Source organism: Mesorhizobium sp. Cs1299R1N3 (assembly GCF_037179625.1).
GTDB lineage: Bacteria > Pseudomonadota > Alphaproteobacteria > Rhizobiales > Rhizobiaceae > Mesorhizobium > Mesorhizobium salmacidum.
On the sequence record NZ_JAPYKQ010000008.1, the window covers coordinates 196,592 to 220,608 of the forward strand.

Annotated in this window: 23 protein-coding genes; 11 read left to right on the forward strand and 12 right to left on the reverse strand. The window is 62.5% G+C overall.

Features of this window, described 5'->3' with window-relative positions; genetic code table 11:
* The first annotated feature begins 95 nt into the window (after positions 1 to 95).
* On the forward strand, positions 96 to 593 hold the full coding sequence (locus O7B34_RS19205) for an acetylglutamate kinase (protein ID WP_337147541.1): 498 nt from the start codon (positions 96 to 98) through the stop codon (positions 591 to 593).
* 114 nt (positions 594 to 707) lie between these two features.
* Here O7B34_RS19205 and O7B34_RS19210 read toward each other — a convergent pair whose 3' ends face one another.
* From O7B34_RS19210 to O7B34_RS19225, 4 genes are read right to left on the reverse strand one after another with little or no spacing between them, the layout of a single operon-like run.
* A complete protein-coding gene (locus tag O7B34_RS19210; RefSeq protein WP_140509248.1) occupies positions 708 to 953 on the reverse strand; it encodes a MoaD/ThiS family protein in 246 nt (81 codons plus the stop codon).
* A 17-nt stretch (positions 954 to 970) separates the two neighbouring features.
* On the reverse strand, positions 971 to 3,235 hold the full coding sequence (locus tag O7B34_RS19215; protein WP_337147542.1) for a xanthine dehydrogenase family protein molybdopterin-binding subunit: 2,265 nt from the start codon (positions 3,233 to 3,235) through the stop codon (positions 971 to 973).
* A gap of 10 nt (positions 3,236 to 3,245) precedes the next feature.
* Positions 3,246 to 3,722 carry a (2Fe-2S)-binding protein gene (locus tag O7B34_RS19220; protein ID WP_337132657.1) on the reverse strand — a complete coding sequence of 159 codons (477 nt, stop codon included), beginning with the start codon at positions 3,720 to 3,722 and terminating at the stop codon, positions 3,246 to 3,248.
* A complete protein-coding gene (locus O7B34_RS19225) occupies positions 3,722 to 4,582 on the reverse strand; it encodes an FAD binding domain-containing protein (RefSeq protein ID WP_337147543.1) in 861 nt (286 codons plus the stop codon). The genes O7B34_RS19220 and O7B34_RS19225 overlap by 1 nt, the downstream gene beginning before the upstream one ends.
* Positions 4,583 to 4,825: 243 nt before the next feature.
* Between O7B34_RS19225 and O7B34_RS19230 the strand changes: the two genes are divergently transcribed.
* Both O7B34_RS19230 and O7B34_RS19235 read left to right on the forward strand, forming a co-directional pair.
* Positions 4,826 to 5,281 (forward strand): hypothetical protein, encoded by a 456-nt coding sequence (locus tag O7B34_RS19230; RefSeq protein WP_337147544.1) that lies wholly within the window; start codon positions 4,826 to 4,828, stop codon positions 5,279 to 5,281.
* Between the two features lie 101 nt (positions 5,282 to 5,382).
* Positions 5,383 to 6,531, forward strand: a complete 1,149-nt coding sequence (locus O7B34_RS19235) for an amidohydrolase (protein WP_337147545.1) — start codon at positions 5,383 to 5,385, stop codon at positions 6,529 to 6,531.
* A gap of 2 nt (positions 6,532 to 6,533) precedes the next feature.
* Here O7B34_RS19235 and pdxR read toward each other — a convergent pair whose 3' ends face one another.
* Positions 6,534 to 7,961, reverse strand: a complete 1,428-nt coding sequence (gene pdxR / locus O7B34_RS19240; protein WP_442920978.1) for a MocR-like pyridoxine biosynthesis transcription factor PdxR — start codon at positions 7,959 to 7,961, stop codon at positions 6,534 to 6,536.
* Positions 7,962 to 8,050: 89 nt separating this feature from the next.
* On the opposite strand from pdxR, the gene O7B34_RS19245 reads away from it, so the two are divergent.
* Positions 8,051 to 8,674, forward strand: coding sequence for an FMN-binding negative transcriptional regulator (locus O7B34_RS19245; RefSeq protein ID WP_337147547.1), 624 nt, complete (start codon positions 8,051 to 8,053; stop codon positions 8,672 to 8,674).
* A 77-nt stretch (positions 8,675 to 8,751) separates the two neighbouring features.
* Here O7B34_RS19245 and O7B34_RS19250 read toward each other — a convergent pair whose 3' ends face one another.
* Entirely contained in the window at positions 8,752 to 9,678 is a 927-nt protein-coding gene (locus tag O7B34_RS19250; RefSeq protein WP_337147548.1) for a sigma-70 family RNA polymerase sigma factor, read from the reverse strand.
* A complete protein-coding gene (locus tag O7B34_RS19255; RefSeq protein ID WP_337147550.1) occupies positions 9,675 to 10,427 on the reverse strand; it encodes an SDR family NAD(P)-dependent oxidoreductase in 753 nt (250 codons plus the stop codon). The genes O7B34_RS19250 and O7B34_RS19255 overlap by 4 nt, the downstream gene beginning before the upstream one ends.
* 147 nt (positions 10,428 to 10,574) lie before the next feature.
* On the opposite strand from O7B34_RS19255, the gene O7B34_RS19260 reads away from it, so the two are divergent.
* Positions 10,575 to 10,835, forward strand: coding sequence for a hypothetical protein (locus O7B34_RS19260; RefSeq protein ID WP_337147551.1), 261 nt, complete (start codon positions 10,575 to 10,577; stop codon positions 10,833 to 10,835).
* A 115-nt stretch (positions 10,836 to 10,950) separates the two neighbouring features.
* Positions 10,951 to 12,009: an aminopeptidase gene (locus O7B34_RS19265; RefSeq protein WP_337147552.1), complete on the forward strand. Its 1,059-nt coding sequence runs from the start codon at positions 10,951 to 10,953 to the stop codon at positions 12,007 to 12,009.
* A 65-nt stretch (positions 12,010 to 12,074) separates the two neighbouring features.
* Here O7B34_RS19265 and O7B34_RS19270 read toward each other — a convergent pair whose 3' ends face one another.
* Positions 12,075 to 12,581 (reverse strand): GNAT family N-acetyltransferase, encoded by a 507-nt coding sequence (locus O7B34_RS19270; RefSeq protein ID WP_337147554.1) that lies wholly within the window; start codon positions 12,579 to 12,581, stop codon positions 12,075 to 12,077.
* 95 nt (positions 12,582 to 12,676) lie between these two features.
* Here O7B34_RS19270 and O7B34_RS19275 point away from each other — a divergent pair, with 95 nt between their 5' ends.
* Positions 12,677 to 12,805 carry a hypothetical protein gene (locus tag O7B34_RS19275; protein ID WP_337139968.1) on the forward strand — a complete coding sequence of 43 codons (129 nt, stop codon included), beginning with the start codon at positions 12,677 to 12,679 and terminating at the stop codon, positions 12,803 to 12,805.
* 170 nt (positions 12,806 to 12,975) lie between these two features.
* Here the strand turns inward: O7B34_RS19275 and O7B34_RS19280 are convergent, their stop codons facing one another.
* Complete coding sequence (locus O7B34_RS19280) at positions 12,976 to 14,220, reverse strand: YcaO-like family protein (RefSeq protein WP_337147555.1); 1,245 nt, start codon at positions 14,218 to 14,220, stop codon at positions 12,976 to 12,978.
* 132 nt (positions 14,221 to 14,352) lie between these two features.
* Here O7B34_RS19280 and O7B34_RS19285 point away from each other — a divergent pair, with 132 nt between their 5' ends.
* Positions 14,353 to 16,104 (forward strand): adenylate/guanylate cyclase domain-containing protein, encoded by a 1,752-nt coding sequence (locus tag O7B34_RS19285; RefSeq protein WP_337147556.1) that lies wholly within the window; start codon positions 14,353 to 14,355, stop codon positions 16,102 to 16,104.
* Positions 16,105 to 16,509: 405 nt separating this feature from the next.
* Here O7B34_RS19285 and O7B34_RS19290 read toward each other — a convergent pair whose 3' ends face one another.
* On the reverse strand, positions 16,510 to 17,445 hold the full coding sequence (locus tag O7B34_RS19290) for a DUF1501 domain-containing protein (protein WP_337139965.1): 936 nt from the start codon (positions 17,443 to 17,445) through the stop codon (positions 16,510 to 16,512).
* Between the two features lie 158 nt (positions 17,446 to 17,603).
* Positions 17,604 to 18,869: a S8 family peptidase gene (locus tag O7B34_RS19295; protein ID WP_337139964.1), complete on the reverse strand. Its 1,266-nt coding sequence runs from the start codon at positions 18,867 to 18,869 to the stop codon at positions 17,604 to 17,606.
* 228 nt (positions 18,870 to 19,097) lie between these two features.
* Here O7B34_RS19295 and O7B34_RS19300 point away from each other — a divergent pair, with 228 nt between their 5' ends.
* The 3 genes from O7B34_RS19300 to O7B34_RS19310 all read left to right on the forward strand — a co-directional run bounded on the left by O7B34_RS19300 (position 19,098) and on the right by O7B34_RS19310 (position 22,012).
* A complete protein-coding gene (locus tag O7B34_RS19300; RefSeq protein ID WP_337139963.1) occupies positions 19,098 to 19,682 on the forward strand; it encodes a hypothetical protein in 585 nt (194 codons plus the stop codon).
* 202 nt (positions 19,683 to 19,884) lie between these two features.
* Complete coding sequence (locus tag O7B34_RS19305; RefSeq protein WP_337147557.1) at positions 19,885 to 20,262, forward strand: hypothetical protein; 378 nt, start codon at positions 19,885 to 19,887, stop codon at positions 20,260 to 20,262.
* A gap of 508 nt (positions 20,263 to 20,770) precedes the next feature.
* Entirely contained in the window at positions 20,771 to 22,012 is a 1,242-nt protein-coding gene (locus O7B34_RS19310) for an alpha-D-ribose 1-methylphosphonate 5-triphosphate diphosphatase (RefSeq protein ID WP_337147558.1), read from the forward strand.
* Positions 22,013 to 22,100: 88 nt separating this feature from the next.
* Here O7B34_RS19310 and O7B34_RS19315 read toward each other — a convergent pair whose 3' ends face one another.
* Entirely contained in the window at positions 22,101 to 23,804 is a 1,704-nt protein-coding gene (locus O7B34_RS19315; protein WP_337147559.1) for a phospholipase D-like domain-containing protein, read from the reverse strand.
* Positions 23,805 to 24,017: the final 213 nt, after the last annotated feature.

Sequence of the window (24,017 nt, forward strand, 5' to 3'; positions counted from 1 at the left end):
GCCACAGCCTTGTTGGTCGGGCCATTAGCCTTCACCTCGGCTCGCGCTGACGAACCGCAATCGGCGGCAAACGTTCAATCAGCAATGCGGAAGCTGTGGGAAGATCACATCACTTACACGCGCAATTACATTATCAGCGCACTCGCCGGCCGGATACAGATGACATTGCCAAGCGCCTTCTGCAGAACCAGGATGACATAGGGGACGCGGTAAAACCTTACTACGGCGATGCGGCAGGTCAAAAGCTGGCGACGCTGTTGAAGGACCACATCAAGATTGCAACGGAGGTGGTCAAAGCGGCCAAATCAGGCAGCAAGGACAAACTTGCGGCCGCTCAGAAGAAATGGACAGACAATGCTGACGACATCGCCATGTTTCTCTGCAAGGCCAATCCGAACTGGTCCGAACAAGACATGAAAGAAATGCTGCACAAGCATCTGGAACTGACAACCAGCGAGGTCGTTGGCCGGTTGAAGAAGGATTGGGCGGCGGACATCAAGTCCTACGACGAAGGCCACGTTCACATGTTGAAGTTCGCTGACATGCTGACGGCAGGCATCGCCAAACAATTTCCCGACAAATTCAAAGCCTGACCGGCCGGGCGACAAGATCAGGTTTGAGCGCGAGCCCGTTAATGGGATCTTAGACCGCATCGCGGTGCCGGGTGCCTGGACGAAATCACGGTCGACACGGTCGAGATCGTGAAGTCACCCCCCAGCCAGCCGCGGCAGCAGAAAAATCTCCGCCCCCGGCGGCAGCTCCTTACTCCACGTGTCCCGGTAAATCGTCCCGTCGATCGCCACGGCGATCCCGCGGTCGATCCAGGGCTCCAGGCCGGGATACTGTTCAGCCAGTTTCCTGAACAGCTCCCTTATGTCCTTGGCCTCGACCTCGACCTTGCTCTTGCCTCCGGCGGTCGTGGCCAGCGCGCCCCAGAGCGTGACTTCGACCATTGCGCCGGAGCCCCTTTCTAGCCTTCCCGTTCCGCCTCGATCGCCGCCAGGATGCGGGGCGGCGACATCGGGATGTGGGTCATGCGCACGCCCGCCGCGTTCGAGACCGCGTTGGCGATCGCCGCCAGCGGCGGCACGATCGAGGTTTCGCCGACACCGCGCACGCCATAGGGGTGGTTGGGGTTGGGGATTTCCAGGATCTGCGTGTCGATCATCGGCAGGTCGGAGCAGACCGGGATGCGGTAGTCGAGGAAGCCGGCGTTCTGCAGCCGGCCGTCCTTGCCGTAGATGTACTCCTCGTTGAGCGCCCAGCCGATGCCTTGCGCTGCGCCGCCCTGGTACTGGCCCTCGACATAGGTCGGGTGCACCGCCTTGCCGGCATCCTGCACCACCGTGTAGCGGATCACCCTGGTCGAACCCGTCTCGGGGTCGACCTCGACGTCGCATATATGGGTGGCGAAGGAGACGCCGGCGCCGTCGGCGACGAGCTCGCTATGGCCGGCGATCGGTCCGCCGGTCTTGCCGGACTGCGCCGCGATCTCCTTCAGCGACAGCTTGCCGAGATTGCCGTGCTTCTCGCCCTTGGCGACCGCGTGGCCCTGTTCCCAGACCACGTCGTCGACGGAGATATCCCACATCTGCGCGGCGCGCTCGCGCAGGATTTTGATCGCGTTGCGGGCGGCCGAGATCGTCGCCATCGAGGATGAGAAGGTGCCCCGGCTGCCGTCGGTCATGTCGTTGTAGCCGAGGCTCGACGTGTCGGCGACGATGGCCTTGACCTGTTCATAGGCGATGCCGAGCTCCTCCGCCGCCACCAGCGACAGCGAGGCGCGGGAGCCGCCGACATCGACGGTGCCGACGGCAAGCGAAACCGAGCCGTCCATGCCGATGTTCAGGTCGGTGCAGGTCTGGCCGCCGAAATTGAACCAGAAGCCGCAGGCCATGCCGCGCCCCTGGTTCTCCTTGAGCGGCGCCTTCATGTGCGCATGGTTCTTCACCGCCTCCAGCGTCGGGCCGATGCCGATCGGGCCGTAGACCGGGCCGTAGGACGAGCGCGTGCCTTCCTGGGCGGCATTCTTGATGCGGAACTCGACCGGATCCATGCCGAGCTCCTTGGCGAGCTCGTCGACGGTGCTTTCCACCGCGAAGGCCGCCATCGGCGCCGACGGCGCGCGATAGGCGGCGGTCTTCGGCCGGTTGACCAGCACTTCGAAGCCCACCGTCTTGACGTTATCGAGCCTGTAGCAGGCGAACGCCGTCATGGCGCCGATCTCGGCCCAGGTGCCGGCATAAGGGCCGCTTGTGTAGCGCAGCGTCGCTTCGGCCGCCGTGATGGTGCCGTCCTTGCGGGCGCCGATCTTGACGTCGATCGAGGTGGCGCTGGTCGGCCCCGAGGCGCGGAACACCTCGTCGCGGGTCATCACCAGCTTCACCGGGCGTCCGGCCTTGCGCGACAGAGCAAGCGCCACCGGCTCGGCCCAGACATGGGTCTTGCCGCCGAAACCGCCACCGATCTCCGAGGAGGTGACGCGCAGCTTCGAGGCTTCCATGCCGAGCAGCTGCGCGCAGTGCTGGCGATAGACGAAATGGCCTTGCGTGCAGACCCACAGGTCCGCGGTGCCGTCGGAGCTGACATTGGCCACGCAGGCATGCGGCTCGATATAGCCCTGGTGCGTCTGCTCGGTCTTGAAAGAGCGCTCGACGATGAAATCGGCGTGGCCGAAACCCTGATGGACGTCGCCATGGCCGAACTGCGAGCGCTTGGTGACGTTGGACGCCTTGATTGGCTTTTCCTCCAGCCCCTCGGTGAAGATCGTGTCGTTGATCAGCGGCGCGTGGTGCTGCATCGCCTCGTCGACGTCGGTGACATGCGGCAGCACCTCGTAGTCGACCTCGATCAGCTTCAGCGCTTGCCTGGCCGTGTGGGCATCGATCGCCGCCACGGCGGCCACCGCATGGCCGTCATAGAGCGCCTTGGTGCGCGCCATGCAATTGTCGAGGATGTCGTACATGGCGGCATCGCCATCGGTGAGATCGGGCAGGTCGGCGGCGGTGATCACCGCCTTCACGCCGGCAAGCGCTTCCGCCTTCGAAGTGTCGATCTTCCTGATCTTGGCATGCGCGTGCGGGCTGCGCAGCACGCGGCCGACCAGCTGGCCGGCCATGTTGAAGTCGGCGCCGTAGCGGGCGCGGCCGGTCACCTTGTCGACGCCGTCGGGACGGATCGGGCGGGTGCCGACGGAAGCGAAATTGCGGTTGGAGTACCGTGGATCGAAATTCATGGTCACGCTCCTACGCTTGTTTCATGACGATTGCCGCGTCCTGGACGGCGCGCACGATCTTGTCATAGCCGGTGCAGCGGCAGAGATTGCCGGCCAGCCCGAAGCGGATTTCCTCCTCGGTCGGGTCGGGGTTTTTCGCGAGCAGGTCCTTGGCCGCGATCAGGAAGCCGGGCGTGCAGATGCCGCATTGCAGGGCCGCGTGTTCCAGGAACTTCTGCTGCAGCGGGTGCAGCGTGTCGCCATGCGCCATGCCCTCGACGGTCTCGATGCGGCGGCCTTCCGCTTCCGCGCCGAGCACCAGGCACGAACACACCAGCCGGTCGTCGACGATGACGCTGCAGGCGCCGCAGTCGCCGGTGCCGCAGCCTTCCTTGGCGCCGGTCAGCCCGAGCCGGTCGCGCAGCACGTCGAGCAGCGTCTCGTCGGGCTGGCAGAGATATTCGACGCTGTCGCCGTTGATTGTGGTTGAAACAGCTACACCAGCCATCATTTGCCTCCTGCGCGTGCATAGGCGGTCTGTGCGGCTCGCCTCGCCAGCACGCCCGCAACCTTGCGTCTGAATTCGATTGTGCCTCGCTTGTCGTCGATGGGGCGGCAGGCCCCGGCGCAGACCTTGGCCAGCCGCTCCAGCGCCGCTTCGTCGAGCTTGCGGCCGATCAGGGCCTCGGCCCCTTCTTCCACCAGCAACACGGTCGGCGCGGCGGCGCCGATCGCCACGCGGGCCGCCGTCACGACGCCGGCTGCGTCCAGCGTCAGGTTCACACCGGCGCTGACCACGGCGATGTCCATCTCGGTGCGCGGAATGAACCTGAGATACGCATCGGCCGAGCGCGGCGCGCGCTTGTCGAGCAGGATCGCCTCGATGATCTCGCCCTTGGCGAGCGAGGTCCGGCCCGGCGCGGTCGGCACGGTCTCGACGGCAATGGTGCGCTTGCCCGACGGGCCGACGACCACCGCCCTGGCGCCAGCCGCCACCAGCGCCGGCACGCTGTCGGCCGCCGGCGAGGCGTTGCACAGATTGCCAACAATGGTGCAGCGTCCCTGCACCTGCTTGGAGCCGATCAGCTTCGCCGCCTCGACGACGCCTGGCCAGGCCTTCTTGAGCGCGGCGTTCTCGCCCAGCACGGCGCACGGCACGGCGGCGCCGATGCTGAAGCCGTCGGCGGTTTCGCTGATGTCGCGCAAGCCGGCGATCGACTTGATGTCTATGATCAGTTCGGGTTCGACAAAGCCGCCCTTCATCCTCACCAGCAGGTCACTGCCCCCGGCAAGGATGGCGGCGGGGCCGGCCGATCCGGCCAGTTGGCCCACGGCGTCTTCGATTGAAAGCGGACGTATGTAGCGCATCGTCTCCCCTTGGTATCGCGATTTCAGCGACCGTTATAAACAATCGTCTCATAATGACCATCCGTTTCCCGGGCCGAGGCGATTGGGCCAGGTGCGGCAAAATGCGGTCCACCTGACCTGAAGCTCGCCCAGGGAAGCGTAAGTGCAGGGCCACATTAAGGCTTGACCGGAGGATGCCGCGCGTCAATCCTCTGTCCCAGGGGCCTCTGTCCCAGGGGCCTCTGTCCCAGGGGAAGAGTTTCCATGCGACGTCTCTTGGCTGTGCCTTGCGCCATGCTGCTGGCCGCGCCGGCTGGCGCCGCGACGCTCGACTACGGCTCACGGGTCGGAATGGAGCTTACCATCGTCAAAAAGTCGGGCATCGGCTCCACGCATGCCAGCATCCTGGCCAGACACGACAGGCGGAACGCCCGCGTCTACTGCCGCGAATATGGCCACGATTTCACCGAGGAGTGCATCGACGCGGAAATGAAGGCGCCGCTGCACTTCGAAATCACCGCCAACTGCAAGGCCGGCGAGTTCACCACCTTCTATGGCGCCAAGATGCTGTTCCAGGGCCGCAACAAGGGCACCGATGTGCCAACCGATTACCGGATCACCGCCGTCGACGAGAACATGGTGCTCGATGGCTCGGGCGCTTCGGGCTACGACTATACGCTCGAGCAGTTCAAGGCGCTCTGCCCCAACCGCGTAAAATAGACCGCGCGCGAACGTTTCTGGCCCGCCAAAGCCCGGAACTTGGACCGTGGCCGGCACGGCCGTTTATCGCTAGCACAGGACCGCAGTGGAGGCGAAAAAACATGACCCTGACCAATCGCGACATTGTCGAACTGACCGAGTGGCGGCGCAAGCTGCACCGGCAGCCTGAAGTCTCGAACGAGGAGGAGAAGACGGCGAAAGAGGTCGTCGCCTTCCTCGCCGACACCGGGCCGGACAAGGTGCTGACCGGTCTCGGCGGACACGGCGTCGCGGCCGTCTACGACAGCGGCAAAAACGGACCAACCGTCCTGTTTCGGTCCGAGCTCGATGCGCTGCCGATCGAGGAACTGTCCGGCGTGCCGCATGCATCGCAAGTGCCGGGCAAGTCGCATATGTGCGGCCATGACGGACACACCGCGATCCTGGCCTCGCTTGGCCGCCAGTTCGGGCGCGAACGGCCCGCCAGCGGCCGCGTCGTGCTGATGTTCCAGCCGGCGGAGGAAACCGGCAATGGCGCGGCCGGCGTCGTCGCCGATCCGCGCTTCGGCGAGATCGCGCCCGATTTCGCCTTCTCGCTGCACAATCTGCCCGGCGTGCCGTTCGGCGAGGTCAGGCTCAAGCCCGGCGTGGTCAACTGCGCCTCGCGCGGCATGCGCATCGTGCTGGAGGGCAAGACCGCGCATTCCTCCATGCCCGAGACCGGAACCTCGCCCATGCCGGCGATCTCGGAGCTGATGCCGGCTCTGCCCGCGCTCGGCCGCGCCACCTTCGCCGATGATGATTTTTCCATGGTCACCGTCACCCACGCGCGAATGGGCGAAGCCGTGTTTGGCATTGCGCCGGCCCATGCCGAGGTCTGGGCGACGCTGCGCACCCGCCGCGACGAGCGCATGGCCGACCTCTGCGCCGCCGCCGAGGCGCTGGTCAAGGAGATCGCCGGCCGGCACGGCCTCTCCGCCAGCTCAGACTACCACGAGATCTTCGTCGCCAGCGTCAACGCGCCGGACGCGGTCGAGCATCTGCGGCGCGCCCTCGACGAAGAGAGCGTCGCGCATGGCGAGGAAGCCCTGCCGATGCGCGCCTCGGAGGATTTCGGCCTGTTCGGCCACAGCGCCTCGTCGGCGATGTTCTTCCTCGGTGCCGGCGAACGCCACCCGGCGCTGCACAATCCCGATTATGACTTTCCCGACGACCTGATCCCGATCGGCTCGAGGATCTTCATGCGCGCGGCGCGCAACCTTCTCGGCTGATTTCAGCGCAACCCGGCCAGCACCGTCGCCAGCACCGCCACGCCCTGCCGCAAGGCCTCGGCGTGGAGCCCCGCATAGCCGAGGATGAACCCCGCCAGGGCCGGTTGCGGTCCGGCCGGATCGTAGAGCGGCGACACCGGATGGAGGCCGATCCCGGCAGCCCGCGCGGCCGTGACGATCGCCGCAACGCGCCCGGCGCCGACGCCGTTTACCCAGATGACTAGATGCAGCCCGGTATCGGCGCCCTCGATGGTGACCGACGGGCCGAGATTGTCCGCAAGCGCCTTCAGCAGCAGCGCCCTTCGTTCGGCGTTCTTCCTGCGAATGGCGCGCACGTGGCGCTCATAGGCGCCGCTGGCCAGCATGTCGGCCAGCGCGTCCTGCTCCAGCAGCGGAGAGTGCCGGTCCGTCAACCGCTTGGCGGCGCTGAAAGCCTGGCGCAGGCCGGCGGGCACGACGAGATAACCGAGCCGCAGCGTCGGCGACAGCGTCTTGGACAGCGTGCCGGCATAGATGACCATGTCCGCGTCCAGCGTCTGCAGCGGCGGAATAGGTGCGATGTCGTAGCGGTATTCGCCGTCGTAGTCGTCTTCGATGATGTAGGCGCCTTCCCGCGCGGCCCAGGCCAGAAGCGCGCGCCGGCGCGTCGCCGACAGGATGCCGCCGAGCGGAAACTGGTGCGAGGGCGTCACATAGGCGAGCCGCGCCGGCGGCAGCGCGTCCGTCCTCAGCCCGTCGCCGTCGACGGCGATGGGCGCGGCGACACCGCCCGCCGCCGCGAAGGCCTGACGGGCAAGCAGGTAGCCGGGGTTTTCGATGACGAAGCGGTCGCCGGCGTCGAGCAGCAGCCGGGCGCAGAGGTCGAGGCCCTGCTGCGAGCCGTTCACGATCACGATCCGGTCCGGCGTGCAGCTGATGCCGCGCGCCCGCCAGAGATAGCCTTGCAGCGCGGCGCGCAGATCGGCCGACCCCTGGGGATCGCCATAGGCCAGCCGCGCGCCGCGTCGCAGGCTGGCCCTGTTCATCGCGCGCCGCCAGGCCAGCACCGGAAAGTCGGCGCCCGACAGGTCGCCATAGCGGAAGTCCGCGACCCGCGCCGGTTGCGCGAGATTTGGCGCCGGCAGCGCAAGCAGGCGTTGCGCGAAGGCCGAGAGGTGCCGGGGCGCGGCCGCCACGGCGGGCTTCGGCGCAGCCACGACCCCCAACCCCTGCGCCACTTCGGCACGCGCCCCGACCCGCGAGGTCAGGTAACCCTCGGCGATGAGCTGGCTGTAGGCCGCCGTCACGGTCGTACGCGACGCCCCCCATTCGGCGGCGAAGACCCGGGTCGACGGCAGACGGTCGCCGGGCTGATAGGCGCCGCTGTGGATCTGTTCCTTGATCGCCGCGATGATGCGGCGCGCGGCTCCGTCCCCACTCAACTGGACCACCTCAACTGGACCATCTAAACTCTTCAAAACTGGCTATTCCGACAGGCCAGATTGTCTGCCATCTGTCCCTGCAACGCAAGGAGTTCAAAATGTACACCCCGCCCGCCTTCCGCGACGACGACAAGGACAGCCTCATGGCGACAATCCGCGCCGCGCGGTTGGCCAACCTCGTCACCGCCACGGCGGACGGGCCGCTCGCCACCCCCCTGCCCCTTTTTCTCGACGAGACCGAGGGCGAGCATGGCGTCATCCATGGCCATCTGGCGAGGGCCAACCCCCAGTGGCGTGTTCCTGCGATTGGCGACGGACTTGCCATCTTCATGGGGCCGGACGCCTATGTGACGCCGGCCTGGTACGCGACCAAGCAGGAAACCGGCAAGGTCGTGCCGACCTGGAACTACGCCGCGGTCCACGCCTACGGGCCGGTCGAGTTCTTCGACGACGCGGACAGGCTGCTGGAGGTCGTCACCCGGCTGACGAACCTGCATGAAGGCGCGCGCGCCGCGCCATGGGCAGTGTCGGACGCGCCGCCCGACTTCATTCAGTCGCAGCTTCGCGGAATTGTCGGCCTGCGCATGCCGGTGGTGAGGCTCGAAGGCAAGCGCAAGATGAGCCAGAACCGCAACGCCGCCGACCGCGCCGGCGTGGCCACCGGGCTGGCGACGAGCGAGCGGCCGTCCGACCGCGAGGTCTCGTCCTTGATCCCGTCGTAAAGCATGACGCCTCGCCTTGATGCGGCGGCCCGCGCCCGCCCGGTCAGGAGTCGATCCGGCCCGCGACCTGCTGTCGCCTATCGACGTCCATTGCCACCAGAGCCGGCTTCCCTCGCCAGCACCAAGTCCGCGTCATCGAGTACGTAGCGGACATAACGGTAGTCGCGAATGAAGCTGATCCGGCCTTCGCGCCATTCCAGCCACATGAAATGATGCGGCTTCGGGGCGGCCCGGCCTTCGAACACCGCGATCACCTCGCGGCCCTCGACCCATGCCGGCCTGAGCCACAAGCCGTCGCTCTTGGCGTAGATCGTGAAGAACATGCCGACGTCGGCGGCGCCCGCGCGCGGCGGGTGCATGGATTGATGGAGCCGCACATCGTCGGCCAGCAGCGCGCGCAAGCCGTCCCAGTCGCGTCGGTTGAACAGAGTGACGTAGCGCACGGTTGCCGCGGATGCGATGCGCGCATCGGGGAGCGGATTGGCCTCGGCGTTGATCCGCCGAAGCCGGGCGCGGCCGCGCGCCAGATGCGCCTTCACCGCATCGACCGTGATACCAAGCAAAGCGGCGATGTCGGCCAGCGGCTCGTCGAGCACATCCCTCAGGATAATCACGCTGCGTTGCGGCACCGGAAGCTCCGCGAAGCGCGACACGGCGGTTTGCACGGCTTGCCTGCGCATCAGCATCTCCACCGGGTCGGCCTCGTCGGCAATCTCCAGCGCCGCCTCGATGGGCTCGGCGGCGCGGATCGCGCGGCTGCGCAAAAGGTCCAGCGCTCGGTTGTGGGCGATCCGGAACAGCCAGGGCCTGAGCTGCGGCACCTCGCGCAACTCGTCAAGGGCAATGAAGGCGCGCGCGAACGTATCCTGCACCACATCCTCGCCGTCGATGACCGATCCCATCAGCCGCGAACAATAGCGGTGCAACTCCGGCCGCAAGGCGGCGGCAAGGGCAAGCAGCCCCTCCTGCCGGTCGCGCTCCACGGCTGGCTTTCCCTCGCTCAAGGGCCCTCCATGATCGTCACGCCCGCGTCGCCGCTGAGGCCGAAGACGACGCCCTCGGCATATTGCGGGTCTTCCAGCACGGAAACCACCCTGTCGCCGAAAGCCCGGGGCGGCATCGGCGCGCCGAAGCGGGTGACGAATTGTTCCGGCGTGATGCCCATCGAGCCGGCATAGGCGCCGGCGCCCGCATCGCCGATCCCGGTGCCGAGGATCATCTGCCGCGGCAGGATCGCCTGGAAGCGTATGCCGAGGCCCTTCTCCTGCGCCACGCCATTGGCGTATTTGGCCATGAACCACAGCATCCGCTTGGAGCCGCCATAGCCGCCCGACATCTGCGATCCGGTGACGGCGGCACCGCTCGACCCCACCAGCACCCGGCTGCCCGGCTTGAGCGGCAGGTTCAGCGCCGCCTGCAGCCAGTAGAGCCCGGCCTTGACGTCGGTTTCCCAGGCAACTGAGAAATCCTCCCATTTCAACTGATCCAGCCGCCCCATCCGGGGCGTTGCACCGGCGTTCAGCACCACTATGTCTGGGCGGACCTCGCCAAGAATGCGATAGGCCGCGTCCTCGTCCGTGACATCGGCGGCAATGGTGGCGACCCCAAGCCGTGCACCGACCGCATCCAGCGCCTCGGCGCCCCGCGCGACCACGGTCACCTCAGCGCCCTGCTCTACCAGCGCTTCAACCAAGCCGAGGCCAAGCCCACGGCTGCCGCCGGTGACCACGATCTTCTTATCCCTGAGGCTCATTGACCCTGCTCCAGTGTTTCACTGTAGCTAAGACGTCTGAGGATCGGGAAAAGAGTCAGGGGGTGGGCAAACTTGGTGATGGCGCCTAGACACGCCGCCAGGCTGCGGGTCAGATTTGTGGACCCTGTGATAGCCTGGAGACCCCCTATGATTTCTGCGGGCACCCTAGTGATCGTCGAGAGTGTTCCCGATGATCTTCGGGACGACGACGAGATGCGAACCAAAGAGCTCTTCCTTGGATGTGTCGGGCGAAAGTTTGAGGTTATCAGCACCACAATTGTTTCAGGGGAGCAACTTCTTGAATTAGAAGTCGGCGAGGTTTTTGGAGAACCTGCCTTCATGCACTCTATCTGGATCGAGGAACGGCATGTCACTGTTATCGATCCGCCAGAGCAAATTTCAAACTGACCCACTACCCGCCGCCAATATGGAGCCGGCAGCAGACCCGCAGCTTCAAGCATGCCCAGTGGACGGTCCGCCGGACATGTGCTCCATGGGCAGGTGACGAAGCGGTGGGGAAGAAGTGAAGCGCGCTTTTCGATTGTTTGCAGCGGCGATCGTGGCGTCCGCCATGAGCGGTTGCACCAGCATTTCCTACTACGCGCAATCGCTGGAGGGTCATGTCCGGATCATGGCCGCGCGCGAAGACGTCGGAAAACTGATCAAGGCCCCTTCGACCCCTGAGGCATTGCGAACCAAATTGACGTCGGCGAGCGCCATAAGGCGGTTCGCGACAGACGAGTTGGCGCTGCCCGAAAACAGCAGCTACCACAGCTATGTCGACATCCACCGGGATGCCGTGACCTGGGCTGTTTTTGCCGCCCCGCAATTCTCGCTCACGCCAAAAACATGGTGCTTTCCGGTTTTCGGCTGCGTTCCGTACCGGGGTTACTTCGATCGCAAATCCGCGACCGAAAGCGCCGTCGCACTTCATGGACAGGGGCTGGACGTCTATGTCACCGGCATCACCGCGTATTCCACGCTGGGCTGGTCCAGCGACCCGCTGCTCAGCACCATGCTGCGTCAGGACGACACCTATCTCGCGAGCCTCATCTTTCATGAACTGGCGCATCAGCGCCTCTATGTGAACGGCGATTCCGCATTCAATGAGGCTTTCGCGGTTGCCGTCGAGACCACCGGCACAAGAAAATGGCTCCGCACGGCCGGCGATCGCGCCGGATTGCGCCGCTACGAAGCCGATCGCAAGCGCAGCGCCGATTTTCTCGGACTGGTGTCGAAAACGCGCGACGAGTTGCGGCGGGTCTATGAAAGCTCCCGCACCCCGGATGAGATGGCGGCGGCCAAGGCAACCACGCTCGACAGGTTGCGGACGCGCTACCGGCAAATGCGCGACAGAAGCTGGGCCGGATACCGGGGATACGACGCCTGGTTCAACGCCCCGATCAACAACGCAAAGCTCGCCGCGACTTCTGTCTACGGCGAACAGGTCCCGGCGTTTCTTCGCTTGTTCGACCTGTGCTCCGGCGATTATCCGAGGTTCTATGCTTCCGTTCGACGGATCGCGGATTTGCCCGAACCGGCCCGTGCCGAAGCGCTCAAGGCTGCGACTACCTGTGATTGACTTGAACAAGCATGGGCTGCTCTTTGGAGTGCTCCGATGTCAGCCCGGGCCGCGAGCGGATGGCTCTAAGCCTGGCTCGCCAAGAGTGACGATCCGATGTCTGCGTCGAGCGCAAAACGCTCGCAGTGCTCGCCGTCGGACTCGTCGATGAAGCTTTCGACATGTTTGAAGCCGAGCTTCGCCAAGATCCGCAGCGACGCGAAATTGTGCGTCACCGCCTCGGCCGTCAGCTGGTCAAGCGCCAGGGTCTCAAAAGCATAGCGAACGACTTCGCGCGCGGCCTCGCTGCCCAGTCCCTGTCCCCAATGCGCACGCGCCAGCACAAATCCCAATGCGGCTGCCTTGGCGTCGGTTGCGAAGGACAGGGTTATCGTCCCGATCGCGTCCGATGCCCGGTCTATGGACCACTGGATCGCCTTGCCGTCGGCGAAGCGCTGACGCGAACGGGCCAACCATCGCTCGCCCGCGCTTACGTCCTCGGGAACGGGATCGCCGGCAAGCGAGGCGGATTCGACATCGCTCGCGCGCGCGAACCATGCCGGGAGATCCCGCTCGCTCGGCGCCCGCAGCACGAGCCTTGGTGTGGTGAGCCTGGGAACTGCTTTCATCGGAGGCATTTTCGACCCGAGGCGGCGCCAATGCAACGGCGCTGAAAGGCGCGCCGCTAATGGCCAGGACGGCCTTCGGCTCCAAGATACGCCCGACCGCCTTCAGCGCCGCGCATTACATCCAGCGCTTCAATCGGTCCGGGGCCACCCGGCTGCCGTCGGTCAGCGAGTGGCATAAGATTTCGTGATGGTGCCAGCCCACCATAGGGCGGGACAATGGTAACGCGTTTGGAGATTCGCGATGAACGGGCGTTATGGGGCCGACACCGGAATGGCAGCTTTAAGGGAGCGGAAGCGGTAGAGCTTGCCCCCCGGTGTTGGTCCCAAATTGGACTTTGCAGCAGCTTTGGGTTCGGCGCTAAAATGGGAAAGAGTCTCGGCATATGGGAGTTGAGCCCGCAGGCATGAGGTCAAGAGCGCCTGGAACAGAATAGAGCCTGCCCGGACCAAACCTTGGTTTGGTCGAGCGTAAGCCCGGAGCGAAAATGCGGACAAGGGACCGCTGCTCATCCTGCATCAGGATGACGGCGAATATCTCCAGGTTTCGTTCGTGGCAGAGTTTGACGCATGAGGCGTAGTCAAGTGTCGATTCATCGGTGCAAGCAGGCCCGCTATTCCCGCCCTGCAGATATGGACACAGCCCAAGATCCGTCTCTTGATGCCAGCGATAAAGCTGCCGCGCCCCGGGCGTAAACCGGGTCGTGCCCTGATGCTGCGCCTGTTGGGAGAGCAGAGCAAGGTTCGCTTCGCATTGAGCAAGCTCGCCGACCGCCCTTGTGGCAGCCGCTGACCACGATGCGCCTGCCGCAAACCCCATCGCCGGACACCGGCCGGAACTGTCGCTGGAGATTGCCGCAACGACTGGCACCGCCAAATCCAACGTAAGTCGCAGAAGCCGCAATTCGCGACCTTGGTGCCGAAGCCAATCCTCGTAAGACGATACGGTGTCGCTTGCCCTCGACTTCGGATCGATTCGAGGCAGAACAAGTCGATTGTACCACCAGATAGAGGTCGCATCTCGCTCTATCAGCTCGAGAAGGGCGCTCATCGCAGCGTCCTCAGGGTTGATGCCCAGCGCAAGTCCGTTCGAGTCGGCAGCCGGCAAAGATGATTCCTCGCCACCGGGATCATATCCGAGGAAACACAGGCCCGCGGGCACCCAGGCTTGCTCCGTACCGAGCTTGTCGTCACTCAGGATCCAGTCTTCAGGCGCGGATCTGTCCCAGCGGGCCGGTACCATGTTGCGGGACTGTCGGTTCCCGGCCTCTCGCCGGTCATATTGCTCTTCGCTGAAAAGAAGGACGTCGGGCGGCTCGACGACCCGCCCCTCGATCGCATTGGCATACGACCGGAGAATTCGCGCCTCGGGAATGATCTGGGCGAAGTAGGTCTCGTCCGCCTCATAAAGGCAGCCTTGCAGCGCCTGCTCGGCTGTCCTGCCACAACCAGACACGAAGTAAGTGCTCTCATCGCCATCCCTGGCGGCGCGAACGCGGCCGGCCGCCACAGTGAGAGGACAGCCGAGCAATGGGTCCGAGATCACAACCGGGCCATAAAGAAGACTTGAGCCCACGCAGACCTCGAATGTGCGGATCTTTCGCATTGCGAGCGCTTCAGAACGGATTTCGCTCTGTCGTACGTCGGAAGCTCTCGTGTAGCAGTTTACACGCTGCCATGCGCGATAGCATCATGCAAATGTGCTAAAGTACGTTCGGACGTCCGACCCGAGGTATGGATGACCCCAAAGCATGGATTGACCGCAAACAACGGCACCCTGAAGCGACGCCTGGCTGCGATCGTGGTCGCCGATGTGGTCGGCTATTCGCAACAAATGGCGGAAGACGAGGAAGGCACGTTCACCCGCGTCCGGGCGCTGATGCGCGACGAGGTCCCAGGCTACGTTCATCGGCATGACGGCCGCGTTGTAAAGAACACCGGCGACGGCGTCGTAGCGGAGTTCCTCAGCGCGGTCGAAGCGGTCCGGTGTGGCGTGGCTATTCAGGCCTATCTCGCAAGCCCTGAGCGATCGTCGCCCGGTCTGTTGCTTCGAATGGGCATAAATTTCGGCGATATTATCGTCGACGGGGACGGAGACGTGTTCGGCGACGGTGTAAACGTGGCTGCGCGCCTTGAACAGATCGCCGCCCCCGGAGGCATTTGCCTTTCGGCAAAAGTGCATGAGGAGGTCCGCGCAGGGTTGCAATTGCCGTTCGAATATTGCGGCGAGTTTCAGCTCAAGAACATTCCCCGACCCGTAGCGGTCTACTCGCTTATTCACAGACCCGACGGCCCCGCTCTGCGGAACGGCGCCGAGACTTCGGGCTCGAACACGCCATCGATCCTGGTCCGCCCATTTGTCAGCACCGGCGGCGTGGAACCCTATTTCAGCGAAGGGTTCACAGAAGACGTCATCACCGAGCTGACGCGGTTCACGCAGCTCTCCGTCGCGTCATATCATACCTCGTTGCGGCTCAAGGATGTGGAACTGCCGAAGCTGGTCTCGGATATCGGGCTCGATTTCGAGCTTGCGGGTCGAATCCGGAGGATGGGGAGGCGTATCCGCCTTTCGTGCGAACTAGTGGACGCCACGTCCGGCGGTGACGTCTGGGCCGAGCATTATGACAGCGACGATCAGGACATATTCGATGTGCAGGATGAACTGGTCCGCAAGATCGTGGGCACAGTTATCGGGCGCCTCAAGGCAGCGGGTGCTGAGAAGGCGCGGCGCAAGCCGCCGGCCAACCTGGCGGCCTATGAGTGCGTGCTGCGCGGCAACGCCCTGCCGCTGGGCGACCTCGCGTCCGAAGCGGAAGCCAGGCAATGGTATCAGCGCGCCATCGACCTCGATCCGACCTATGGGCGCGCCTATGCCAAGCTGGCTCACTACAAGCAGCTGGAATGGTTTCGCGACATGGGATCTTCCGATGCCCTGCTCGAAGAGGCGCATACAATTGCCAAGAAGGCGGTTGCGTTGTCCGCCAACGATCCGGTTTGCCTCAACATTCTCGGCTGGGTGCTACTTCACTTGCGAGACTTCGACGTCGCTGCGCAACTCTACGCACGGGCCCTCTACCTCAATCCGAACGATCCCGAGCAAGTCTCTTATCTCGGCACCCTCTACACATTTGGCGGCGAGCCGGATCGCGCCATGCAATGGTTCGAGCGGGCGCAGGTGCTCGATCCACTCTACGAACCATCCTGGTATTGGCCGTTTCGCGGCATCGTCCACTTTATTGCGGGCCGGCCCGAGTTGGCACTGGTCGCTTTGAGCCGTTCATCGACAATGCCGGCATGGGTTACCGCCTACATGGCCGCTTCGAGCTCGGCGCTTGGCCGGGACAGCGACGCAAAGTTGTATGCGGCTCGCGTGGTGGCGGGTACGCCCAGCTTTTCTTGCAGTCGATTCGTGGCCAAGGAGCCCTATCGCCTGGAGGAGGATCGGGCCACGCTGCTTAAAGGGCTGCTCGCCGCAGGGCTGCCGAACTGAAATTGAAGTTTGCTATCGGCAGCCGAAAAGGACCGCGGACGCAAGCTCTTCATGATAGTGCCGACCCTGCGCGTTTTTGTGGTACGCCCCCAGGTAATCCAGCAGGTCCTCTCGCGCACCACCTACCCTGTGGACAGAGCCATAATGTCACCAAGCCCAAAATTTGGGTCACATGATGGAGCGGTTCGGATAATCGCCGGGCTCACCGAAACCGCAATAGGATCAGCAACTTGGGTCCGCTCGGTGCATAGTAGATGTAGCGGAACGATGTCCCAAGGTCCTGCAATTTGTGCAGAGCATAGCTACTCGCCGCAAGACGGCCGCAACGATCCCTCAATCGCAGGATATCCGGCGAGATCTGCCGATCATGGAAGGAATAGTTCAAACGTGCCCGATTAACGGCAATCAACCTGCATCCCGAAACAAACCAATTGACGCTGGCAGTTCAGCAGCGCTCGGAAATACCTTAGCAACAGCCCGGTCGGGAAGGCGAAGATGCTCAATTAATACGGCCTTGATTATTGCTCGCAGATCGGTCGTAGCGGCAAGATCGGTTCCGCCGCGAAGTTGGCTGGGTGCCAGCCCAGGCCACTGATTGCCGACTCGGCCGCCGGCAACGGCACCGCCCATCAGGAACGTGACGCTGGCCGTCCCGTGATCGGTTCCGCCGTCTGCGTTGAATGGCACTGCTCGGCCGAACTCAGTCACGACCAAGACAACTGTTCTGTTCCAGGCCGTTCCAGACGCTTCGGCGAACGAAACGAGCCCGTCTGCCAGGGCCTTCAATGCTCGCGCCAGACGCACGCCCTGGCTGATGTGCGTATCGAACCCAGGCAATTCGAGCGTTGCGATCCGAGGACCGCCCTCCGTTGCCAGCGCCTGTGCCGCACGGGTCGCCGCGCAAGTGAACCTGGCCGCTTGGCATAAGCTTCGCTGCGCGAGCGGATCTTCCACACATTTCGATCCGCCCACCTGTGCTTGCTCAGGGGAAAGCAGGGCCAAGTCCAGCAGCGGATTGCCCCACGCCAAATCCGATATGAGATCGATGGATCGGTCGGCCGGACCGATCCGCCATGGTTCAGTCCCTAAGGCGAGCGAGGCCAGTCTGGGCCAGCCCGTGAGGCCGTCAAAGTCGCTCCCGAACAAAGCAAATTCCGAGGCTGCATGAGATCTTTCCACTCCCGCAATGGCCGTCCCTGGGACGATCAGCAACTCCCCGGCATTAAAGTAGGACAGAAGCGGCGCCAGTGCTGGATGAAGCGCAAAAAATCCGTCCAGCTTGAGTGTTTCGGTCGCCCCCTCCTCATTCACAAGCGCCTGAGCTTCGCGCAGGGTTAGCAATTCAGGATCCCCAAACGGAGGGATCGTCGCAACGCAATCGAGTCCACCCCGGAGAAATACCAACAGGAGTTTCGGCTCGCATGCCGCCGGTCTAGCCCTTGCCGCGATTGGACGAAGCATGGAGGATAGTAGAATCCCTTGCAGGGCTGCCCTTCGGGTCAGTTGCATTTTGGGTGCTTTGGTGTGGTAGCGTCCGACTTGCCCGCAGTCACGTACGCAACTGTGTCCGCGTCAGGATAGGTACTATCCGTAAAGTCGCCTGGCGACACTGACCCGCGAACCAGCAAACCAGCCAGAATTGGTGCAGCGAATGAAGTTCCCCAACACACATTCTGTTGCGGATTATTTGAATCATCCGACAGCCACAAGGACCGCGCCTCGACGCCAGGTTCTGCAAACGAAGCGCCGAATGCACTGCCTTGCCACAGCTTGTCGGACCACTTCATAGTCATTGAATCATATTTACTGTCAGCCGCAGAAACACTATATATCGCCCCAGGACTGACCGGCGAAGTATACGGCGCAGAATTTGCCGGCGTGAACCCTTCGGCCCACGACCATCCGCCATTGCCATTTGCTCGCTCCGCATTTCCTGCCGCCACAACAATTTGTAGTTTCCGATCCGCCATCAAATGAAATAGCATATCTAACAAAGTTATATCATTGCTGTATCCGCCAGCCCTTGCACTCTCAAGAGAGTTAGCTCCCCAGCTTATGTTTACAACGTCACCAGCTTTGGCGTGATCCAAGACGTATCTTATTGCTTTAACAGGTTGGTCCCAGACGCTTACAGTTACATCATCACCAAATATTTTAATGATATTCAGAGATACCTTAGGGCTAACCCCTGCCAGTCCCGTGTAGTGCGACGATCCATCTTTAAAAGTCCTTCCTCCAATGATACCTGCGACCATGGTTCCGTGTCCCAGCTCATCATCCACGGCCCCCATCACGCAACTGCCTTGCGTACAGTCGACCTTTGTCGCCACATTCAGAAGATTTGAACTGACCGCAACCGGGTCAACTCCGCTGTCTAGCACCCACACCTCGGGGCCGTATGTGCTTTCCACCGGTGACCCGACCACACGGCAGACGTTTGCGGGAACGTCCTGGATAGTGGTGGTGGTATCCTTTTTGATTATCCTCGGATTATTTTTGCATCTAGCTGCGTCAAAGAGGGTAACAGAAAATGGATCGGCAAGTTCAAACCCTTGAGATTCAAGCTCTTTAACTCTTGTTTCCGTAATTTTTAACGTTAAAAAGCTTTTACCTATTTCGGGAAAATCTACCGAAATCACTTCCTTTTTGTCAGTTTTCTGGATTTCTGCTTTAAAATCCGCCGAGTTGTTCGAGTTCGTAGGCATGTCGCCGTAAGGCGCAACAAATGTCGCGGCGATCTCATTTGCAGGCATCTCGTCTGCCAATGACGGTCTCTGAGTGGCAGCCAATGACAAGACGCTCACGATAAGAACAGCGCGGAACTGTAGAACGACCACAGCAAGCCTCCTACGTCTACGGAAACAGCATGCCCCCAAAGGCAGTGCGCTGTCTATAAGAACATGAATTGGGCGTCGTTCCACATCGAGAGCTATCTTGCGGTAGCTGCGAAACGCGCATACGCTCACAGATGGTCCTGTGTCGAGAAGCATGCGATGCCCAGAGCGAATCTCAGGAAGGGTCGACAAGCGCGGGAAATCGGCGCGGCCATTGTCGAGACGTGGCTCAAACTCCTGCCTACGCCGGCCACCATCTTGTCGGTCGATAGTACGGTTGGAAACCCTCTGAAGATTACAATAAATCGCCAAATATTCACAGCTGCCGGCCAAAGTATCAACCTTCGCGACAGCGGTGGTAGTACTAAGACTAACCTCAGGGTCGGAACCCCAAGCGCGGTGGCGGACTATAAGCAGCAACTGCCGATATTCCTTGCCGACGGAGCCACTCCTTTTCCAACGGCGGGCGATTTCACGAACGGGTTGGCCTTTTCTAATGTCGGCAGCCCCAGTTCTCATTTGAAAGCCGAACTTACGGCCGTTTTGAACCAAATCGTCGATGGGGTGACGGTGGAACCTGAATTCGACGAGGCGGGAAAAATCTACGTCGTGGTACCGCAGATACCGGAAGACATCCTTATCAGGGCCGACCTGCTCGACTACTTGGAAAAATACCATAGATTTGGACAGGGGCGGCATTATCATGACGAGCTTGGCGCGGCGGTGCTGTTTGGCTGCAGGTAGCCGGACTTAGCCCGGCAAGGCGCATCCCTTGGAGCACCTTATTGCGGTCCCGCTCCAGCTGGTAGGGCTCCTTGGTCGCGAAGCGTAGTACAGAAAATCTAGGGGCGCTTTGCAACGTGTTGAGGGGCTGCGCCATCCTAGCCGCGGGTGGTAGCGCTTTTTGGCTTGGCCATCGGAATTCGAACAATTATGCACTGCCCGTATGCTTCGCCATCTCAGAAGAATTTATCGCCGCTTCATCAACAGCCCCTGGGCTGTTGGCTCTGCAAAGTTCATGGTGCTGATGATCTGCTTGCTTCCATTTCGCGGGGAAACAACCTGCAGCGACGGCGCGCATTCCAGCTCAATCGGCAGGCGCGGTGCTTGCTCGCACCACGGCGGCGTCGGCATGCGCGGCGGAACAATACCGCTTGTGCTTAGCTTGGCCGGCGGACTGTTCGTCGGCATCCGGCGGGCCGCCCGGCGCCATGAAAGAACTTTTGAGGCGCTCGACAACTTGGACCAAGTTATCGACGCAGTCGACAATGCCTTGAAACATGGCTTCTCCCAGCAATCGGCCAACGGGGTCTTTGGCCAATGACAAGATCACGACCGCCAACAGTCGCCGATCGGCCGAGTATGTCCGCGATCAGTTGAAGCGGGCAGACAAGCGGCGCCGAGAACAACAGCGGTCGTAGCTTGGCACCGGACGGTAGGCGCATTGGCAGACATTGTTGACATTTTCGGTCTTCCGCTTCCGGCCAACATCAAGATTTACCATAGCCTTGGTGCTCAGCGTCGGCTCATGGCGCAACCACGACCTCCAGCGCGGTCACCGCAATGTCTGCTTCCTGGCCGAGATAAAGTTCGCCTCAATGGCCGACATGAGGCGCATTCCTGACGGAGGCAACCAACGTGCGTCTCGTATCTTCACATCTTGCGGCTCCATCCACGGCGCAGCATGACGTGCCGACCTGCCTGTCCTACACAACGCTGTCACGAAGCCAGCCTATCCGATCATCGGAACTGAAACATCCGCATGATACGCCTTGAAACCGCCTGGCCGGAGGGCGATCAGGAAATGTGGAATGCTGTTTTCGGAGACGACCATGCTTGAACGGACAGACAGGGCCGCGACCCACCGGGATCAGTCGAAGAACCAGATGTGGCTGAGTGAATTCGAGATTGTCCTGCGCGACCGTGTCATTGCCAACGGCGCTGTCAGGATCGAGGACGGCCGGATCGCCGAAATCCGCGACCAACCTGTCGAGAATGCCGACCTCATCGGCGGCGGTCGTCTGCTGCTGCCTGGCTTCATCGATATGCATGGCGACATGGTGGAGCGGGAAGTGGAGCCGCGCAGCGGTGTCCACGTGCCGATGGCAATCGGCATCGCCGAACTCGACAAGCGGCTGGCCTCCTGCGGCGTGACCACCGCCTATGCCGCGCTCTCCTTCATCGGCAACAGCGCCACCGCGGCCTTGCTGCGCTCGGAAGAACACACATCTTCCATCATCGAGACCATCACCGGGCTGAAAGACGACCTTCTGGTCGATCACCGCATCCATGCCCGTTTCGAGGTGACGTTCACCGCGGCTGTCGGCGTGCTGAAAAGGCTGATGGATGCCGGCAAGCTGCACCTGGTTTCGCTGATGGATCATACGCCCGGCCAGGGACAGTACCGCGACGTCGAATTGTATATCGCCCGCCTGGCCAAGGAGCGCGGCATGTCGATAGCCGATGTGTCCGAGGTCGTCGGCAAGCGCATGGCCGATCGAAACGGGCATGGCGGTGTGCTCGGCACGCTGCAGAGCCTGTCGGCCTTTGCCCGCGCCCGCGGCATCGTGCTCGCCTCGCACGATGACGACACTCTGGAAAAGGTGGAATTTGTCCACGGCCTGGGAACCGTGCTCAGCGAATTTCCGGTGACGTTGGAGGCGGCGCGGGAAGCCCGCCGGCTGGGCATGTATACGGCCATGGGCGCGCCCAACGCGCTGCGTGGAGAATCCTATTCGGGCAATCTTTCCGCCCGCCAGGCCTATGAGGCCGGGCTGCTCGACATGCTGGCCAGCGACTATCATCCGGCCTCGATCCTGCCGGCCGTGCTCGGCCTGGCGGAACTGCGCGACAGTGGCCTGGCGAAGGCCGCGGCGCTGACAAGCGCCAATCCGGCCGCGGCGCTCGGGCTCACCGATCGAGGCGCCATCGAAGCCGGGCTTCTGGCCGATCTCGTCGTCGCCGACCGCCAGCCGGTGCCACGTGTGCGCGCAACCTTCCGCGCCGGCCGCATGATCTACGGCGACGGCACGCTGAGCCGTTCGCCGTCTCCCGGGAACGGCAAACGGCTCTAACGCTTTGTCTTGACGCAATCCCCTCGGGGAAAGCGCCGCGCGCTTTTCCCGGGAAACCATTTCACGGTTTTCCCGGAATTGCTCTAGACTAGGTGCCTGCCATCCAGAACGCCAGCATGCGCTTGGTCTCGCCGGAGGTCCGGCGCTTTTGCCAGTCCGGGTCACGCGACAGATATTGGAAGGGATCCTTCTTCTCCCTGGCCGCCTCCGCGAGATAGGCACGCCAGCGATAGTGGCTGTAGGTCTGCATGGCGTTGATGGCGTAATGCATGGCGATCTTCTTGTGGCCTCGAATGACGATGAAGTTCTCGTCGTTGGCGGCACTCGCCGAGTGCGAAAAATTATGTGAGCCCGTGACGACGATGGGATCGTCGCTGAATGGATCGATCACCAGCACTTTTGAATGCGTGATGGCGTGACCTATGGCCGATTGGAAGTCGGCAGCCGTACCTTCCACGGCCCATTGCCCAACCGATTTCTCAACCCCGGTGTCCTGCGCCGCATCGAGGAAAAAATCCTCGGGCTTCGCCTTCAGCAGCTTGAACTCCTCGAGACCCTTGCCGGTGAATCGGGTCGCGACGCCGCGCACGTAGAGCTTCTTTTCCTTCTGAAGCCTGAGCAATGTTCGCACCGGCTCGTTGCCCGGCTGAAACATCACGAAGAAGACCCCATGCTGCGCCCCTTCCACCAGTTTGACGAGTTCCTTGATGTCGATTTCATCGCTCAGGCTCGAGAACCAGCTGTCGATGGTGCCGCCACCGAACGCGATGCCTTGCTCGGGCGAATTGTTGGATCGCAGCAGGTCGCCGGAAACCGCATTCTTTGCGTCGACCAGCAGGTTGAACTGCGCTTCATACCGCTTTGCCAGCACCGGATGCTCGAGCATGATGCCATTGTTGAGCTGCGTGCAGAGACCGGTCGGTGTCCAGTTCGTGCTCCCGGTCCACATCTTGGCCGGCTCGAACTTGCCGTCCGCGGCGCGCCCAATGACCACGAACTTGTTGTGGGCCAGTGCTTTCGGCGCGAGGAAGCGGTCGTGCACGACAACATCCGCGTCGCGCAGACGCGCCCGCGCATCCGCGTTTTCGTCCTCGCCCTCGGCATCGACGCTTCCATTCGCCAGGACGATCTTCGCCCGTTTGCCGATCGCGCTGAGCCCGTCGATCAGCTCCTCGTCGCTGAGCTCATAGAGCGCGGCATGCAGCTCCAGCTCCTCATCGGCCGCGACCTCGGCCATCATCTTCAGCATCGTTTCGCGCAATGTGCCGCCCAGAAAGGCCCTCGCCTCACGGTCGACATTCTTGCTGACGATGACGGCGGTTTCCTTCAACTCCTTGAGCGTGATCCCCTTGCGCTTCATGTAACGCGCCATGAACTGCGACAGCACATAACCCCGGTTGAAGTGGACACTCGCACCGTCGCCGCAATCGGCGGAAAGTGTCAGCATTTCGGACCATTCGCTCGCCGGCCCGTCTTCCAGCGCGCCGGCGGCACCCTTGACCCTCGCGACGATACGATAGGCAATGACGTCGCCAAGGTCGGCGGCGTGGTCTGTCCAGTCATAGCGTTGGAATGGCCAGATCCGCGAGGAACGCGAGGCGATCCGGTTGCCGTCCTTGTCGACCTCCGTATCGTCTTCGAACCCGACGCGGTTCGACAGGTAGTTGGGGGCGGAGGCGCCGCGGCGGCACTGGATGGCAAATCCCAGACATCCCTCAATGTCCTCCTGATGCGACCAGACGAGATGCACATCGTCGGCATTTGCAAACACTTTCAAGATGATATCGGCCACGTAAGCCTCCCTCTCCGTTGTCAGGACTTCTTATCCCTCTAACAGTATCAGCACTGGATCATTCAGTATAGAAAAGCTTTTATCCGGGAATCGCGCAAACGAAAGAAGGGCGAAAGATGTCTATACATTGCCGTCTTTTCGATGAAATTGGCAACATTCCTCGCCACATAATTTCGCCGGCTTATTAGAACGCAAAACTCAATCTTTGCCTCT

Coding starts and splice junctions, on each gene's coding strand:
- O7B34_RS19210 (WP_140509248.1), bottom strand. CDS start 953: ATGGTCGAAGTCACGCTCTGGGGCGCGCTGGCCACGACCGCCGGAGGC.
- O7B34_RS19215 (WP_337147542.1), bottom strand. CDS start 3,235: ATGAATTTCGATCCACGGTACTCCAACCGCAATTTCGCTTCCGTCGGC.
- O7B34_RS19220 (WP_337132657.1), bottom strand. CDS start 3,722: ATGGCTGGTGTAGCTGTTTCAACCACAATCAACGGCGACAGCGTCGAA.
- O7B34_RS19225 (WP_337147543.1), bottom strand. CDS start 4,582: ATGCGCTACATACGTCCGCTTTCAATCGAAGACGCCGTGGGCCAACTG.
- O7B34_RS19230 (WP_337147544.1), top strand. CDS start 4,826: ATGCGACGTCTCTTGGCTGTGCCTTGCGCCATGCTGCTGGCCGCGCCG.
- O7B34_RS19235 (WP_337147545.1), top strand. CDS start 5,383: ATGACCCTGACCAATCGCGACATTGTCGAACTGACCGAGTGGCGGCGC.
- O7B34_RS19245 (WP_337147547.1), top strand. CDS start 8,051: ATGTACACCCCGCCCGCCTTCCGCGACGACGACAAGGACAGCCTCATG.
- O7B34_RS19255 (WP_337147550.1), bottom strand. CDS start 10,427: ATGAGCCTCAGGGATAAGAAGATCGTGGTCACCGGCGGCAGCCGTGGG.
- O7B34_RS19260 (WP_337147551.1), top strand. CDS start 10,575: ATGATTTCTGCGGGCACCCTAGTGATCGTCGAGAGTGTTCCCGATGAT.
- O7B34_RS19275 (WP_337139968.1), top strand. CDS start 12,677: ATGGCCAGGACGGCCTTCGGCTCCAAGATACGCCCGACCGCCTTCAGC.
- O7B34_RS19280 (WP_337147555.1), bottom strand. CDS start 14,220: ATGCGAAAGATCCGCACATTCGAGGTCTGCGTGGGCTCAAGTCTTCTT.
- O7B34_RS19285 (WP_337147556.1), top strand. CDS start 14,353: ATGACCCCAAAGCATGGATTGACCGCAAACAACGGCACCCTGAAGCGA.
- O7B34_RS19300 (WP_337139963.1), top strand. CDS start 19,098: ATGCCCAGAGCGAATCTCAGGAAGGGTCGACAAGCGCGGGAAATCGGC.
- O7B34_RS19305 (WP_337147557.1), top strand. CDS start 19,885: ATGCTTCGCCATCTCAGAAGAATTTATCGCCGCTTCATCAACAGCCCC.
- O7B34_RS19310 (WP_337147558.1), top strand. CDS start 20,771: ATGCTTGAACGGACAGACAGGGCCGCGACCCACCGGGATCAGTCGAAG.